Source organism: Saccharothrix longispora, assembly GCF_031455225.1.
Taxonomy (GTDB): domain Bacteria; phylum Actinomycetota; class Actinomycetes; order Mycobacteriales; family Pseudonocardiaceae; genus Actinosynnema; species Actinosynnema longispora.
Genome location: NZ_JAVDSG010000001.1, coordinates 3,098,058 through 3,112,659, shown reverse-complemented (window position 1 = coordinate 3,112,659; position 14,602 = coordinate 3,098,058). Strand labels below are relative to the sequence as shown.

16 protein-coding genes are annotated in these 14,602 nt (G+C 74.8%); 6 read left to right on the top strand and 10 right to left on the bottom strand.

The window, feature by feature from the left end; translation table 11 throughout:
* Positions 1-231: 231 nt before the first annotated feature.
* Positions 232-519, bottom strand: coding sequence for a putative quinol monooxygenase (locus J2S66_RS12645; RefSeq protein WP_310307163.1), 288 nt, complete (start codon positions 517-519; stop codon positions 232-234).
* 568 nt (positions 520-1,087) lie between these two features.
* The gene (locus tag J2S66_RS12640; RefSeq protein WP_310307162.1) at positions 1,088-1,504 is read right to left on the bottom strand and encodes a hypothetical protein; all 417 of its coding nucleotides are present in this window, start codon (positions 1,502-1,504) and stop codon (positions 1,088-1,090) included.
* A 181-nt stretch (positions 1,505-1,685) separates the two neighbouring features.
* Between J2S66_RS12640 and J2S66_RS12635 the strand changes: the two genes are divergently transcribed.
* Complete coding sequence (locus J2S66_RS12635) at positions 1,686-2,084, top strand: ATP-binding protein (protein WP_310307161.1); 399 nt, start codon at positions 1,686-1,688, stop codon at positions 2,082-2,084.
* Positions 2,085-2,207: 123 nt separating this feature from the next.
* Here J2S66_RS12635 and J2S66_RS12630 read toward each other — a convergent pair whose 3' ends face one another.
* Positions 2,208-4,610, bottom strand: a complete 2,403-nt coding sequence (locus J2S66_RS12630; RefSeq protein WP_310307160.1) for an FtsX-like permease family protein — start codon at positions 4,608-4,610, stop codon at positions 2,208-2,210.
* Entirely contained in the window at positions 4,610-5,356 is a 747-nt protein-coding gene (locus J2S66_RS12625; protein WP_310307158.1) for an ABC transporter ATP-binding protein, read from the bottom strand. Before J2S66_RS12625 ends, J2S66_RS12630 begins: the two co-directional genes overlap by 1 nt.
* A 119-nt stretch (positions 5,357-5,475) precedes the next feature.
* On the opposite strand from J2S66_RS12625, the gene J2S66_RS12620 reads away from it, so the two are divergent.
* Positions 5,476-6,612: a sensor histidine kinase gene (locus J2S66_RS12620; RefSeq protein WP_310307157.1), complete on the top strand. Its 1,137-nt coding sequence runs from the start codon at positions 5,476-5,478 to the stop codon at positions 6,610-6,612.
* Entirely contained in the window at positions 6,609-7,274 is a 666-nt protein-coding gene (locus tag J2S66_RS12615) for a response regulator (protein ID WP_310307156.1), read from the top strand. Before J2S66_RS12620 ends, J2S66_RS12615 begins: the two co-directional genes overlap by 4 nt.
* Positions 7,275-7,336: 62 nt before the next feature.
* Here J2S66_RS12615 and J2S66_RS12610 read toward each other — a convergent pair whose 3' ends face one another.
* Positions 7,337-7,747, bottom strand: coding sequence for an arsenate reductase ArsC (locus J2S66_RS12610; protein WP_310307155.1), 411 nt, complete (start codon positions 7,745-7,747; stop codon positions 7,337-7,339).
* Positions 7,748-7,772: 25 nt separating this feature from the next.
* On the bottom strand, positions 7,773-8,453 hold the full coding sequence (locus J2S66_RS12605; protein WP_310307154.1) for an arsenate reductase/protein-tyrosine-phosphatase family protein: 681 nt from the start codon (positions 8,451-8,453) through the stop codon (positions 7,773-7,775).
* A 126-nt stretch (positions 8,454-8,579) separates the two neighbouring features.
* On the opposite strand from J2S66_RS12605, the gene arsB reads away from it, so the two are divergent.
* Positions 8,580-9,644 (top strand): ACR3 family arsenite efflux transporter, encoded by a 1,065-nt coding sequence (gene arsB / locus J2S66_RS12600; protein WP_310307153.1) that lies wholly within the window; start codon positions 8,580-8,582, stop codon positions 9,642-9,644.
* Positions 9,645-9,680: 36 nt separating this feature from the next.
* Here the strand turns inward: arsB and J2S66_RS12595 are convergent, their stop codons facing one another.
* The 3 genes from J2S66_RS12595 to J2S66_RS12585 all read right to left on the bottom strand — a co-directional run bounded on the left by J2S66_RS12595 (position 9,681) and on the right by J2S66_RS12585 (position 11,628).
* A complete protein-coding gene (locus tag J2S66_RS12595) occupies positions 9,681-10,331 on the bottom strand; it encodes a response regulator transcription factor (protein ID WP_310307152.1) in 651 nt (216 codons plus the stop codon).
* Between the two features lie 198 nt (positions 10,332-10,529).
* Complete coding sequence (locus tag J2S66_RS12590; RefSeq protein WP_310307151.1) at positions 10,530-11,138, bottom strand: DoxX family membrane protein; 609 nt, start codon at positions 11,136-11,138, stop codon at positions 10,530-10,532.
* Positions 11,139-11,187: 49 nt separating this feature from the next.
* On the bottom strand, positions 11,188-11,628 hold the full coding sequence (locus tag J2S66_RS12585; protein WP_310307150.1) for a hypothetical protein: 441 nt from the start codon (positions 11,626-11,628) through the stop codon (positions 11,188-11,190).
* Between the two features lie 171 nt (positions 11,629-11,799).
* On the opposite strand from J2S66_RS12585, the gene J2S66_RS12580 reads away from it, so the two are divergent.
* Entirely contained in the window at positions 11,800-12,135 is a 336-nt protein-coding gene (locus J2S66_RS12580; protein ID WP_310307149.1) for an ArsR/SmtB family transcription factor, read from the top strand.
* The gene (locus tag J2S66_RS12575; protein WP_310307148.1) at positions 12,132-13,739 is read left to right on the top strand and encodes a SulP family inorganic anion transporter; all 1,608 of its coding nucleotides are present in this window, start codon (positions 12,132-12,134) and stop codon (positions 13,737-13,739) included. Before J2S66_RS12580 ends, J2S66_RS12575 begins: the two co-directional genes overlap by 4 nt.
* Positions 13,740-13,746: 7 nt before the next feature.
* On the opposite strand, the gene J2S66_RS12570 is transcribed toward J2S66_RS12575, so the two are convergent.
* A complete protein-coding gene (locus J2S66_RS12570) occupies positions 13,747-14,568 on the bottom strand; it encodes an AAC(3) family N-acetyltransferase (RefSeq protein ID WP_310307147.1) in 822 nt (273 codons plus the stop codon).
* Positions 14,569-14,602: the final 34 nt, after the last annotated feature.

Here is a 14,602-nt window from a genome sequence, read left to right as displayed (position 1 = left end):
CACCGATCGAGGAGCGGGCGCGCGCGATCAGCGCGGCACGGGGCCTCCCGCCGACGCCCACCGCGACCGGGCACGTGCGCTGGAGGGCATCGGCACCGCCCGGAGCGACCGGGTGCCGGCGGGAATCCCCCGGCGATCCACCGCCGGCCCGGCCTGGCGAGGCCGACCGCGTGGCCGCGCCGCGAGCGCGACACCTGAACCGGCCGGTGCGGGAGGACCCCCGCACCGGGCTCACGTCAGCGAGCGCACGTCGGCGACGTCGTACTCGGCCACCGACGCGGCGAGCACCGCGGCGCCCTGACCGCCGTCGGGGCCGCTGCCGCGGAACGCCTCGACGGCCGCCCGCGACTCCCAGCGCTCGAAGACCACGACGCGGCCCGGGTCCACCAGGTCCGCGGTGACGGAGAAGTCCAGGCAACCGGGCGCGTCGCGCGCCTGGCGGACCACGCTCGCGCAGTCCGCGAGGTAGGACTCGCGTCGGTGCGGATCGACGACCAGGTGCCCCGCGACGATCACCATCTGCAGCTCCTCCGTCGGTTCGCATCGGCTGTCGCACAGTATGGCCGCCGGCCGAGGCCGGACCCGGCCCGGCGGCGCGACCGGCGGTCCACATCGGACCCGCGCGGCAGTGCTCCGGTGGCGGAGTGGCCGCTGTGCCCCTCGTGGTCGTCGTCGTGCGGCACGGAGCAGCCACCGCCGGTCCGGCTGCCGACGAAGTCCACGTTGACGTGGCCTGCCTGCTGGAGCCGGTTCCAGAGCAGGGCCCGCCGGCACCCCGGACCGGCGGTGACGGAGTCGCCGAGCGGCATGGTGCGGTACCGCACCTCGACCGAGGACGGCTGTTGGGCCGCCACGACGCCCAGCGGCGCGACGACCGCGACGAGCAGGAACAGCAGGGACCTGCGGGACGTCGTCGTTCCCCTCCCGGCATCGCCCCGCCGTCCGCGGCGGGTTCCGGAGGTGTTCGCACCATCCGTGCCGCGCACGGCGGAGGTCAACGGCCCCGGCCCGGAACGGACGGGCGTTCACTCGACCGGCCGACGGCCCCCGTCTCGCACGGCGCTGCGCGGAGGCGTCGGCAGGGGGCTCAGGCGCCCGACACCGCCTGGTGACGCGGCCGGACGGAGGCCAACGCCGCGAGCCCCAGGATCAGCGCGGGCAGCGCGAAGTACACGCCGGGCCCGAGGCCGAGCACCAGCGCCCAGACGAGCATCACCAGCGCCGCGACCGCCGTGACCACCCCGACGGCGCGGCCGGTGAGGTCGGCGGCCACGACCGCCGCCGCGACCACCAGCGGAAGACCGAGCAGGTAGGCGGTGGCGCCCCCGCTGTCGGACCACACCACCGGGAACAGCGCGACCGCGATCCCGACCGTCACCGCGACCGCGACCCACCGCAGCGCCCGGCCGGACGTCCCGGGAACCGACCACCGGCCGCGCAGGCGGACGAGCGCGGCGGCGGTCAGCAACAGCGCGAGGCACGCGCCTGTGATGGTGGCGATCATCCCGACACCTCCCGGTGCGATCGGCCCTACCCGGGCCCGCCCCCGACGGTACGGCACGCGACCGGCCGACCGGCCGTTCCGCCGCCGTCGGGTTTGGCCGCCGCCCCCACCGGGTAGTACCGATTGGCCGCACCGCGTGCCGAGACGAACGCCGGCACGAGCAGGGAGAGCCCGGGAACGTGTGAACACCGAGACGCCCGGGTCGGACGGCGGGTTCGCCTTCTCCCCGCACGAGCCACCACCCCTGTCCAGGCTGCGGCAGTGGGTGCGGACGCGCCTGCGCGACGCGTCCGCCGACCTGGTCTGCGACGTCGAGCTCGTGATCACCGAACTGGTGTCGAACGCCTACGACCACGGGTGCGGGCTGCTGGCGGTGAGCGTGGTGCCGCTGACCGACGGCGCCGTGCGGGTCGAGGTGGACGACGCGGCGTCCGACGCGGTCCTGCGACTCGGGAAGTCGGCGCTGGGGGCGACCCGCGGGCGCGGGCTCGTCGTCATCGACAGCGTGTGCTCGGCGTGGGGCGTGCGGCGCCGGCCCGACCGCAAGACCGTGTGGGCCACCGTCCCGAACCCCGCCTGACGCCGCGCGCCCGGACCGGTTGGAGGTCCCGGCGCCGGCCTCGTCGTCGAGCACCCGCTCGACGACGAGGCCGCCACCGACATGCGGTGGGGCGACCGAGCGGGGTGCCCCGGCGACGTGGTCCTACTCGGTGTCGCTGCGCAGCGCGTCGAGCACCGGGAGCCCGGCCGCCCGGCGCGCGGGCAGCAGCGCGGCCGTCACGCCGATCAGCGCGGTGATCGCGGCGAGCACCGCGAGCCCGCCCCACGGCACGACGACGTCGATGCCGCCCTGGCTCAGCACCAGCACGACCCCGATCACGCACCCCGCCACGAGACCGAGCCCGGCGCCCAGCCCGGCGACCACCAGCGACTCCAGGCGCAGCACCGACCTCACCTGCTTCCGGTCGAGCCCGACCGCGCGCAGCAGGCCGATCTCCCTGGTGCGCTCCAGCACGGACATCGTCATCGTGTTCACCACCGCGAGCGCGCCGATCAGCCCGGACACGCTCAGCAGCGCGTAGAGCACGGCGAGGAACTCCGCGTACTGCGCGCCCACCGCCTCCAGGTGGTCGGCGTGCGTCCGGACGACCGCCGTCGGGTTGTCCAGGGTCGTCCTGATCGAGTCGCGCAACGCCTCCGCGCCGCCCGGGGCGGACTGGACCAGCACGGTGCCCGGCGAGCGGTCGGGCAGGGCGTCCGCCGGGAGCACGGCCTCGTGGTCGAACCCCTGCGGCGCGTCGAAGACCGCCTCCACGGTCGCCGAGAGCGGCGTCCCCCGCGACTCGCCGGACAGGACCGAACCGAGCCGCCAGCCGTACTGCCGCGCCGCCTCCGAGGTGACGGCGACACCACCCGCCAGGTCGTCCAGCGAACCCTCGCGCGCGGTGATCCCGAAGAAGTCGTCCAGCGCGCCGGGGTCCGCGGCGGCGAAGGCGACGGAGTCCCCGCCGGGCAGTCGGAGCAGACCGGGCGTGACGGGGGTGACCGCCCGCACGCCCGGGATCGCCGCGACGCGCTCCGGCAGGTCGGGCGCCAGGGCGGCGAACTCGATGGCGTCGATCCGGACGTCCGCGCGCGCACCGGTGTCCGCTTCCCGCACGGCGTCCGCGTCGGCCGACACGATGGGCACGGTCACCGCGGTGCAGACCGCCAGGCACACCATCAGCGCGCTCGACGTGGAGGCGGTGCGACGCGGGTTGCGGCGGGCGTTCTCCACGGCGAGCTTGCCGCGGATGCCGGTCAGCGCGACCAGCGGACGCCGCAGCACGGCGGTGAGGCCGGTGGCGGCCAGCGGGGTCAGCACGACCAGGCCGATCACCAGCAGCGGCGCGCCGAGGTAGACGAGGTCCTGGCTGCCGGCCGCGGCGAGCGTGACGGCGACGCCCACCGCGGTCACGACGACACCGGCGGCGTTCCGGCGGCGCAACGACTTGACCGGCGGCGGCACGCCCGCGCGCAGCGCGGCGACCGGGGGGACGGAGGCCGCCCGGCGGGCCGGCAGCCACGCCGCCACCACCGTGACGCCGAGGCCCACGCCCAGCGCGGCGAGCACGGCCTCGGGCGCGAAGGCGTCCACCGGGCCGGCCGGCCCTTCGGTGACCGCGAACAGGTCGCCCAGCAGGACGGCCCCGCCGAGACCGAGGGCGTAGCCCAGGACCGTCGCCACCCCGCCGATCAGCAGCGCCTCGGCCAGCACCATGCGCGTCACGTGGCGGCGGTCCGCGCCCACCGCGCGCAGCAGCGCGTGCTCCCTGCTGCGGGCGGCGGCCAGCATCGTGAAGGTGTTGGCGACCACGAACACCGCGACGAACAACGCCACCGCGGCGAACCCGAGCAGGATCGAGGTCAGCTTCCCGGTGCCCGCCAGGGCGGTCCCGGCGCCGACGACCTCGACGAAGGTGCCGGACGGAACCGCCTCCCGCACGGCTGCGGCGAGCGCCGCCTCCGAGGTGCCCGCCGCCGGGGTGAGCACGATCCTGGTGTCGCCGAACAGCTCCCGCGCCGTGCCCGGGTCGAAGACCGCGAGCGTGCCGCCCGCCGCCGTCTCCGGCGACCTGGCCGAGACGACACCGGAGACGGTGAACCCGCGGGAGGTCCCGGTCACGACGAGGCGGACCCGGTCGCCGACCCGGTAGCCGGTGCGCTCGGCCGTCCACTCGTCGAGCGCGACCTCCCCGCCCCCGGACGGCGCCCGCCCGGACACCGTGGTGTGCTCGCCCTCGACGCGGTTCACCCCCACCGCCGCGCCGGGCGGACCGACCAGCGCGCCGTCGCGGTCGACGACGAACGCCCGACCCTGCGAGTAGGCGGTCGCGGTCGCCACGCCCGCGACGCCGCGCGCCGCCTCGAAGACGCCCGGTTCGAGGGTGTCGAGGGTGGTGACCTCCACGCTCGGCGCCGGGAGCGACGCGGTGATCGAGGCCCGGACGGACGCGGTGTAGAGCAGGGCGCCGACGACGAACGCGACGCCGAGCACGACCGCGGTCGCCGGCAGCAGGAAGCGCGATCGGCGGGCGAGCACCGAGCGCAGTGCGAGGCGGAACATCAGCGCACCTCCTGCCCCGCGTCGAACCGGCGCATCCGGTCGAGCACCCGGTCCGCGGTCGGCTGGTCCATGCTGTCGACGAGCCTGCCGTCCGCCAGGAACAGCACGCGGTCCGCGTAGCCCGCGGCGACGGGGTCGTGCGTCACCATCAGCACGGTCTGGTCCCACTCGTGCGCGCACAGCCGCAGCAGGTCGAGGAGGCGGGCGCCGGACCGGGAGTCCAGGTTGCCGGTCGGCTCGTCCGCCACCACCAGCTCGGGCCGGGTGATCAGGGCGCGGGCGCACGCCACGCGCTGCTGCTGACCCCCGGACAACTGGGCGGGCCGGTGGTCGAGCCGGTCGGCGAGGCCCATCGCCCCCACGATGCGCTCCGCCCACGCCGCGTCGGGCTCGCGCCCGGACATCGACAGCGGCAGCACGACGTTCTCCCACGCGGTGAGCGTGGGCAGCAGGTTGAACGACTGGAACACGAAACCGACGCGCTCGCGCCGCAGCCTGGTCAGCTCCCGCTCGGACAGCGAGCCGAGGTCGATCCCGCCGATCCTGGCCCTGCCGCTGCTCGGGGTGTCCAGACCGGCCAGGCAGTGCGTGAACGTCGACTTGCCCGATCCGGACGGTCCCATCACCGCCGTGAACTCACCCCGTCGGAAGCGCGCGGACACACCGTCCAGCGCGACCACGGTGTTCCCGCCCTGCCCGTACACCTTGCCGAGTGATTCCGCCTCGGCCACCACCTGATCCGTCACAGTGGGCAATGCTGTCCGCGCGCCGCCCCGCGCGGATCGACCGCGCGGTGGACCCGGACCGCCCCGCCTCCACCTTTCGGTTGAGGTGTCCCGTGAGGACGCTGTCGTAGCGTTCTGCCATGCCCGGCATCCGGAGGGTCCCACCCGCGCAGCTGTTCACGACGCTCGTCGTGGGGGCCGTCGCGCTCGTCGCGCTGGTCGTGGAGGTCTGCTCGGCCGAGCGCGTGCCCGGCGGCGTCGGCCTGGCGGTGTGCGGCGTGCTCCCCGCGCTCGCGCTGTCCCGGACCCGGTTCGTGACGCCTGCCGCACTGGTGTCGGTGGCGTTCACGGTCGTGGCCCACCAGGTGCCCGTCGGGCTGGACAACACGTTCGGGGTCGTGGAGCTGGCGGCGTTCTCGTGGCTGGTCGTGCGGGTGGTGATGCTCCGGCCGGTGCGCCACCTGCTGTGGCAGGTGCCGCTGCTGACGGTCGCCGCCGCGGTGCTGCCGGTGCGGCTCGACACCGACGACCGCGCCTTCGTCCCCGACCTGGTCGGGCTGGTCGGCTTCGGCATGCTGTTCATGGTGCTGCTCGGCCTGTACCTGAGGCTGCACGAGCGCAGGCGCGCGGACCTGCACGCGCTGGCGAAGCAGGAGCAGCGCCTGGAGTACGCGCGTGACCTGCACGACTTCGTCGCCCACCACGTCACCGCGATCGTGGCGCAGGCCAGGGCGGTCCGGTACACCACGGCGGCCGGGACGCCGCCGTCACCGGAGGCCCTGGACGCCATGTTGGCGGCCATCGAGAGGACCGGGTCGCAGGCGCTGGCGTCCATGCGCGGCATGATCACCGTGCTGCGGGACGAGCGGCCGCCGGAGGAGCGGCGGCTGCTCGCGGACGTGCTGGGCGAGGCGGTGCGCGACTTCCCCGGTCCGCCGCGCGCGGTCGCGTCCGTGTCGGACGACCTGCGCGGGGCCCGCCCGCCCGCGCACGTGCTCGACGCCGTGCGGCACGTCGTCCAGGAATCGCTGACCAACGTGCTGCGACACGCCGCGGACGCGACGCGGGTGCGGGTGGACGCCCGGCCGGCCGACGGTGGGCTGGAGGTCAGCGTGACGAACGACGGGCGCGCGGCGGACGCGCCCGTGCTGTCCGGCGGCGGGTTCGGCCTGGTGGGGCTGGCGGAGCGGGTGGAGGCCGTGGGCGGGACGCTGAGCGCCGGGCCGTCGGACGCGGGCTGGCGGGTCACCGCGCGTCTGCCATCATCGCTGGCATGACGATCGGGGTGCTGATCGCCGACGACCAGGAGATGATGCGCTCGGCGTACGGCATGATCCTGGGCGCGCAGCCGGACATGGAGGTCGTGGCGAGCGTCGGCGACGGGGAGTCCGCGGTGGCCGAGGCGCGGCGCCTGCGGCCGGACGTGTGCCTGCTGGACATCCGGATGCCGGGGATCGACGGCTTGGAGGCGACCCGGCTGCTGGCGGGACCGGGGACGCGCGACCCCTTGAACGTGCTGATCGCGACGACCTTCGACCTGGACGAGTACGTGTACCGGGCGCTGCGCAACGGCGCGTGCGGCTTCCTGCTGAAGGACATGTCCCCGGCGCTGCTGGTGGAGGCGGTGCGCGCCGCGGCGACGGGTGCGTCGATGATCTCGCCGAACGTGACCGTCCGGCTGCTGTCCCACCTGGCGCCGGACCGGGAGGCGCGGGAGCCGCCGGAGCGCGCGCCGCACGAGCCGCTGACCGGGCGCGAACTGGCCGTGGTGCGGCTGGTGGCGCTGGGGCGGACCAACGACGAGGTCGCGGCCGAGCTGTACGTGACGGTGGCGACGGTGAAGACGCACCTGGGCAACGTGCAGCGCAAGCTGTCCGCGCGCAACCGGGTCGAGGTCGCGGCGTGGGCGTGGCGGACGGGTGTCGTGCGGGGGCGGTAGGGGCCCGCACGCCCGGGGCCGGCGGGCACGGCCGTGGGCGCGCCGCCGGCGGAGGGCCTCGGTCAGGCGGGCTGGTCGAGCAGTTCGGCCAGCAGGGCGCGGACGCGGCGGTCGATGTCGTCGCGGATCGGGCGCACGGCCTCCACGCCCTGGCCCGCCGGGTCGTCGAGGGCCCAGTCGAGGTAGCGCTTGCCGGGGAAGAGGGGGCAGGTGTCGCCGCAGCCCATGGTGACGACCACGTCGGAGGCTTCGACGGCCTCGGTGGTGAGCTTCTTGGGCACCTCGGCGGTGACGTCCAGACCCCACTCGGCCAGTGCCTGGGCGGCGGCGGGATTGACCTGGCCGGCGGGCGCGGACCCGGCCGAGCGCACCTCGACGCGGCCCAGGCCGTGGTGCTGGAGGAGGGCGGCGGCCATCTGGGAGCGGCCGGCGTTGTGGACGCAGACGAACAGGACCTCGGGCTTGCGGCTCAACGGGTCGTCCTTCGGTCGGAGGGGATCACGGGGTGGTGCGCACAGCGGGGGCGAGGCGTTCGACGCGGTCGGCCAGGTCGCGATAGGCGCGGTCGAAGGCGTCCTCGGTGCCGACCGCGGCCGGGTCGGGCACGGACCAGTGCAGGCGGTGGTCGGCTGGGTCGAGTTCCTCGTGGGCGTTGTCGCAGACGGCCACGACCAGGTCCTCGGGTTCGAGCACGTCGTCGAGGTGGTGGGGCCGGGCGCGGGTCAGCGACAGGCCGTGCGCGCGGGCGGTGGCCACGGCGAGCGGGTGCACGCGTTCGGCGGGCCGGGTCCCGGCGCTCGCGGTGGGCACGTCGCTGTGCCGCTCCCACAGCGCGGCGGCGAGCTGCGAGCGGGCCGAGTTGTGGGAGCACACGAACACCACGCGCGGCGCCGTCCGCAGGTCCGTGGGCACGAGACCGGCGAGCGCGGTGGTGCGCAGGCGCAGGTAGGTGCGCCGGTGGTCGCCCTCCGACCGGGACCGCTCCACCACGCCCGCCTGCTCCAGCAGCTTGAGGTGGTGGGCGAGCAGGTTGCTGGGCAGCGCGAGGGCCCTGCCGACCTCGCCGGGGGAGGCGTCGCCGAGCAGCAGCAGCTCCACGACGGCCAGCCGGGCGGGCTCGCCCAGGGCCGCGTGCACACGCGCTCGTCCCACCAGGTCCGGAGACCAGTCAGTACTCATTGACTCAATTATGGTTGACTGTGCGGGGAACGTCAATCGGAGAAGAGGCGGTCGGATCGTGGAGTCGTCGACGGACGGGGCGTCGAGCGCCCGTCGTGGTGAAGGCCGGCCTCGCCGGAGGCCCTGGTGAGCGCGCGCACCCCCGAGCGGTCGGACGTCCTGGGCGGACTGTCCTTCCTCGACCGCTTCCTGCCGGTCTGGATCGGCGTCGCGATGGTCGCCGGTCTCGCGCTGGGTAGGTTCGTCCCCGGTCTGCAGGGCGTGCTGGACTCGGTCAAGGTCGCCGGGGTCTCGCTGCCCATCGCCCTGGGGCTGCTGCTGATGATGTACCCGGTGCTGGCCAAGGTCCGCTACGACAGGCTGGACACCGTCACCGGCGACCGGCGGACGATGCTGCTCTCGCTGGTGCTCAACTGGGTGCTGGGCCCTGCGCTGATGTTCGCGCTGGCCTGGACCTTCCTGGCCGACCTGCCCGAGTACCGCACCGGCCTGATCATCGTCGGCCTGGCCCGCTGCATCGCCATGGTCATCATCTGGAACGACCTGGCCTGCGGCGACCGCGAGGCCGCCGCCGTCCTGGTCGCGCTGAACTCGGTGTTCCAGGTCGTCATGTTCGGGGTGCTCGGCTGGTTCTACCTCGACCTGCTGCCCGGTTGGCTGGGCCTGGACACCACGTCGCTGGACTTCTCGCCGTGGGAGATCGCCCTGTCCGTGGTCATCTTCCTGGGCATCCCGCTCGCCGCCGGCTACCTCAGCCGCCGTCTCGGCGAACGCGCCCGAGGCCGGGACTGGTACGAGTCGGAGTTCCTGCCGAGGATCGGCCCCGTCGCCCTCTACGGCCTGCTGTTCACCATCGTCATCCTGTTCGCCCTCCAGGGCGACCGGATCACCTCGCAGCCGCTCGACGTCGCCCGCATCGCCCTGCCGCTGCTGGTGTACTTCGCCGTGATGTGGATCGGCGGCTACGCGCTGGGCAAGGCGTCCGGCCTGTCCTACGAGCGGACCACCACGCTCGCCTTCACCGCCGCCGGCAACAACTTCGAGCTGGCCATCGCGGTCGCGATCGGCGTGTTCGGCGTGACCTCCGGCCAGGCCCTCGCCGGCGTGGTCGGCCCGCTGATCGAGGTTCCCGTGCTGGTGGGCCTGGTCTACGTCAGCCTGTGGCTGCGCAAGCGCTGGAGCACCAGCTGAGGTTCCGGTCGGCCGAAGCCGACCGGGAACCTCGGGTCATTCCTCGTTCGAGGGGGCGGGTTTGCGGAGTTTGGTGGCGAGCACGGCGGCCTGGGTGCGGCGTTCGAGGCCGAGTTTGGCGAGGAGGTGGGAGACGTAGTTCTTGACGGTCTTCTCGGCGAGGAACATCTTCTCGGCGATCTGCTTGTTGGTGAGGCCTTCGCCGATGTGGTCGAACACGGTGCGTTCCTGCTCGGTGAGGGAGCGGGTGGGGTCGCCCTGGTCGCGTTCGCGGCGGATGCGGTCCAGCAGGGCGGCGGTGGAGCGGGCGTCGAGCAGTGACCCGCCGGCGGCGACGGTGCGCACGGCGTTCTGCAGGTCGTGGCCCACGATGCGCTTGAGGACGAACCCGGAGGCGCCGGCCATGATGGCGTCGAAGAGGGCTTCGTCGTCGGTGAACGAGGTCAGCATCAGGCACTTGAGCTCCGGCAGCCGGGAGCGCAGTTCGCGGCACAGTTCGATGCCGTTGCCGTCGGGCAGTCGCACGTCGAGCACGGCGACGTCCGCGCCGCTGCCCGGCACCCGCGCCAACGCCTCGGCCACCGACCCGGCCTCGCCCACGACCTCCAGGTCGTCGTCGCTGTTGAGCAGCTCACGGACACCGACCCGGACGACCTCGTGGTCGTCCACCAAGAACACGCGCGCCACCGATGAGCCCCTTCATCCGCCTGATCCCCTGGTTCGCCGACCCGCGCCGCCCCGCACGGGGCACCTGGACCTGCCGTGCGGTGTGCGACACCCGCGCGTCGGCGTGCGTCCAGTATGCGCACCGCCCCACCCGGCCGTCGTCGCAGGGCGAAGGAGGGGCGTCACCGGGACGCCCCTCCTTCGCCCTGCCGCCGCCCGTCACCGCAGCCAGGTGTGGTCGCGGACCGCCGGCAGGGTCGCCCACCAGTGGGCCAGGCCCCGGGTGGCGCCGGCGGTGGTGAGGGCGACGGCGATCAGGGCGAGGGCGTAGACGACGTGGTAGTCGATGAGGGGGTTGGTCGACATGCTGGGCTCGCCGGCGGAGGTGAACCGGGCCAGGGGCCATTCGGCGGCCCACATGAGCAGCATCATCAGGGTGCCGGCGGCGGCGGCGGGGCGCAGGGCGATGCCGGCGGTGACGGCGAGGCCGATGGCGAGCAGGCCGAGCATGAACAGCCAGTCCGCCCACCGGGCGCCGGCGATGGCGTGGAAGGTGGATTCGAACGGGCCGACGGCGACGCGGCTGAGGAAGCCCTTGGTGGGCGAGCCGCCGTTGATCCACGCGCTCGCGGACTTGGTGGCGTAGCCGAGGCCGAACAGCTTGTCGAGGAAGGCCCACAGGAACACGGCCCCGGTGGCGACGCGCAGGACCGCGAGCGCCCCGGCCCCGGTCCCGGCGCGGACCGCCGTCGTGGCGGCGACCGCTCCGCCGGTGGTGGCGGTGGTGGTGGTGCGGGCGGCCTTGCGGGGGTGGGCGATCGAGGTCATGGCTCTCGTCTCCTTCTGCTCTGGTCCGTGCTGTGCTCTCGTCCTCGGTTCAAGCTTCGTGCCGGCGGCGGTCGGGCGACGCGGGCGAAAGTCCCCGATCACCCGGGACGTCCGGCGCCCTTCGTCCCCACCGGCCACCGGCGAACACGACCAGCCCTGCGGCCACCGAAGCCGGCTGCAACCAGCTGTAGGTGCGGATCACCAGCAGTTGCAGCACGATCCAGCAGATCAGCGCGAGTCCCGCGGCCATCGCCGCGCCGCTCCAGCGCCGGTCGCGGCGCAGCGCCAGGAAGACCACGGAGATCATCGGCGCGGCGACCGCCACCAGCAGCGCGCTACCCGCGACGACGGGGCTGTGCCAGGGGAAGCGGCTCGTGATGACCGGGCCCATGTCGATCCCGCCGCCGAGGAACCCGATGCCCCCGATGACCGCGTTGAGCGCGACGAACCCCGCGACGGCGGCTGTCGCGATGCGAATCCTCTTCTCCATGCCTCGACCGTGCGCCTCCGCCCGGTCGGGCGACAGCGGCCGAAGTCCCTCGTGCGGGGTCGAAGGTCCCGGTCGGGCCGAACCGGTGCGCCGACCGGACCGGCCCCGGCGATCGAGTTTCAGGGTTGTACAGTTGAAGAAGTCTTCAACTCTGCAACGGTCGGAGTCGCCGTGTCCCTCCCCCTGCACCAGGCCAAGGCCGAGTTCTTCCGCATGCTCGGCCACCCCGTCCGGATCAGGGTCCTCGAACTCCTCCAGGACGGCCCCAAGCCGGTGCGCGACCTGCTCGCCGACATCGGGATCGAGGCGTCGAGCCTGTCCGCGCAGCTGGCCGTCCTGCGCCGCTCGGGGATCGTCACCGCGACCCGCGACGGGACGACCGTCGTCTACGCGCTGACCAGCCCCGACGTGGCCGAACTGCTCCGCGCCGCCCGGCAGGTGCTGACCGGGCTGCTCGCGGGGCAGAACGAACTGCTGGCGATGCTGCGCGAGGAGGAGGGCGCGTGACGTCGTTCCTGCCGGTCAAGGCCGATTGGAGCGGGGCGACCCGCCGCGACCTGCTCGCCGGGGTCACGGTGGCGATCGTGGCGCTGCCGCTCGCCCTCGGGTTCGGCGTCGCCTCCGGTCTCGGTGCGGCGTCGGGCCTGGTCACGGCCGTCGTGGCGGGCGCGCTGGCGGCCGTGTTCGGCGGCTCCAGCCTCCAGGTGTCCGGCCCCACCGGCGCGATGACCGTGGTGCTGGTGCCCATCGTCGCCCGCCACGGGGTGGACGGCGTGCTCACCGTCGGCCTGCTGGCCGGCGTCCTGCTGCTCCTGTTCGCGGTGGCCCGCGCCGGGCGCTACATGAAGTACGTGCCCGCGCCGGTCGTGGAGGGCTTCACCATCGGCATCGCGGCCGTGATCGCGCTCCAGCAGGTGCCGGCCGCGCTGGGGGTGCCCACGCCCGCCGAGGACCACGTGGTCCTGGCCGCCGCGGCGGCCATCGCGGACTTCGCCGGGGCGCCGCGCTGGCCGGCCGTCGCGCTCGCGGTCGGGGTGGCGCTGGTGATGTTGCTGGGCGCCCGGTGGCGTCCCGGCGTGCCGTTCTCGCTGCCCGCCGTCGTCGTGGCGACCGCCGTCGCCCAGTGGGCGGCGCTGCCGGTGGCCCGCATCGGCGAACTGCCCGCCTCGCTGCCCGCCCCCTCGTTCGCGTTCCTCGACGCGTCGACGCTGTGGTCGCTGCTGCCCTCGGCGGTGGCGGTCGCCGCGCTCGCCGCGCTGGAGAGCCTGCTGTCCGCCGCGGTCGCCGACGGCATGAGCGTCAACCAGCGCCACGACCCGGACCGCGAGCTGTTCGGGCAGGGCCTGGCCAACCTCGTCGCACCCCTGTTCGGCGGGGTGCCCGCCACCGCCGCCATCGCCCGCACGGCGGTCAACGTCCGGTCCGGCGCGACCTCGCGGCTCGCCGCGCTCACCCACGCCGCGGTGCTGCTGCTGATCGTGCTCGTCGCCGCCCCGTGGGTGGCGGGCGTCCCGCTCGCCGTGCTCGCCGGCGTCCTGCTCGCCACGGCCGTCCGGATGGTCGAGGTCGGCTCGGTGCGGGCACTGGCCCGCGCCGGTCGCCCGGACGCGGCGGTGCTGGCGCTGACCGCGGTGGCGACGCTCGCGCTGGACCTGGTCACCGCGGTGATCGCCGGCCTGCTGCTGGCGGGCGTGTTCGCCCTGCGCGCCGTGTCCCGGGCGGCCCGGTTGGAGGAGGTGCCGCTGGAACCGGGCGACCACCGCGACGAGGAACGCGCCCTGCTCGCCCAGCACATCGTCGCCTACCGGCTCGACGGCCCCCTGCTGTTCGCCGCCGCCCACCGCTTCCTGCTGGAGCTGACGGAGATCACCCCGGTCGAGGTGGTCATCCTGCGGATGTCCCGCCTGTCGGCCGTGGACGCCACCGGCGTGGTCGTGCTGCGCGACGCCGTGCGGCGGCTGGAGCACCGCGGTGTCACCGTCCTCGTCTCGGGTGTGCGCGACGAGCACCGACGGGCACTCGGCACCCTCGGCCTGCCGGCGTTCGAGCACACGCCCGACGCCATCGAGCACGCGCGCGAGCACCTGCGTGAACGGGGCGTCCTGCCCTGAGCGCGGTCTACGGACGCGTGCCGGGGCCCCGCCGGCCGGTGCGGCGCCCCGCCAGCCACACCTCGGCGTACGCGACTGCCTCGGCCAGCGGGAACAGCCGGGTGACGGCCGCACCGACCCGGCCGTGGCGGACCGGTCGCGCCCCGACGAAGGCCGCGCCCAGCTCGGCGAAGTCGTCGCCGTCGACGGCGACGTCGCGGACGGTCGTCCAGGACCGGCCCCGGGGGGTGGTGACCGCGAAGGAGTTGTCGGCCTCCACCGGCGCCGGGAGGCGGTACTCGGCCAGGTGGAACGCGGTGCAGGAGCCGAAGCCGACGCCCAGGAGGAGGACGTGCGCGCCCAGCGCCTCCAACCGCGCGAGCGGGCTGCGCTCACCGAGCCGGCTGTCGAGGGCGTGGTCCTCCACGACCTCGGCGGCACGCGGCCCGACGGCGGCGAACGACGTCTGCGGGTGGGCGCTGCGCAGCGCCCCCGGCCAGGTGCGCACCACCTCGGGGACGACGCCCATGCCGCTCGACGGGGTCGTGCGGGGGTCGTAGGGCGGCATCGACGCGCGGATGTCGGTCCACCACGACTCCGGCACGGGCGGGTTGCGCCACTCCGCCGGGTCGGAGTTGTCGCCCGACTGGGTGGGTACCACCAGCGTCCCGTCCTCGCCCAGGACGTCGAGCAGCGCCAGGACGACGGCGTTGGCCCCGCCGCACACCCAGCCGAGCGAGCGCAGCGAGGAGTGCGCGAGGACGGTGTCGCCGGGGCGCAGGCCCACCTCGCCGAGCTGGGCGGCGATGGACTCCCGCGTGCACAGGGGACCGGGGGGTGGCGTCCGCATCGCCGCAGGATAGGGACCGCCGCGTCCGCGCCGC

Coding starts and splice junctions, on each gene's coding strand:
- J2S66_RS12570 (WP_310307147.1), bottom strand. CDS start 14,568: ATGCGGACGCCACCCCCCGGTCCCCTGTGCACGCGGGAGTCCATCGCC.
- J2S66_RS12645 (WP_310307163.1), bottom strand. CDS start 519: ATGGTGATCGTCGCGGGGCACCTGGTCGTCGATCCGCACCGACGCGAG.
- J2S66_RS12620 (WP_310307157.1), top strand. CDS start 5,476: ATGCCCGGCATCCGGAGGGTCCCACCCGCGCAGCTGTTCACGACGCTC.
- J2S66_RS12590 (WP_310307151.1), bottom strand. CDS start 11,138: ATGACCTCGATCGCCCACCCCCGCAAGGCCGCCCGCACCACCACCACC.
- J2S66_RS12585 (WP_310307150.1), bottom strand. CDS start 11,628: ATGGAGAAGAGGATTCGCATCGCGACAGCCGCCGTCGCGGGGTTCGTC.
- J2S66_RS12640 (WP_310307162.1), bottom strand. CDS start 1,504: ATGATCGCCACCATCACAGGCGCGTGCCTCGCGCTGTTGCTGACCGCC.
- J2S66_RS12630 (WP_310307160.1), bottom strand. CDS start 4,610: ATGTTCCGCCTCGCACTGCGCTCGGTGCTCGCCCGCCGATCGCGCTTC.
- J2S66_RS12615 (WP_310307156.1), top strand. CDS start 6,609: ATGACGATCGGGGTGCTGATCGCCGACGACCAGGAGATGATGCGCTCG.
- J2S66_RS12605 (WP_310307154.1), bottom strand. CDS start 8,453: ATGAGTACTGACTGGTCTCCGGACCTGGTGGGACGAGCGCGTGTGCAC.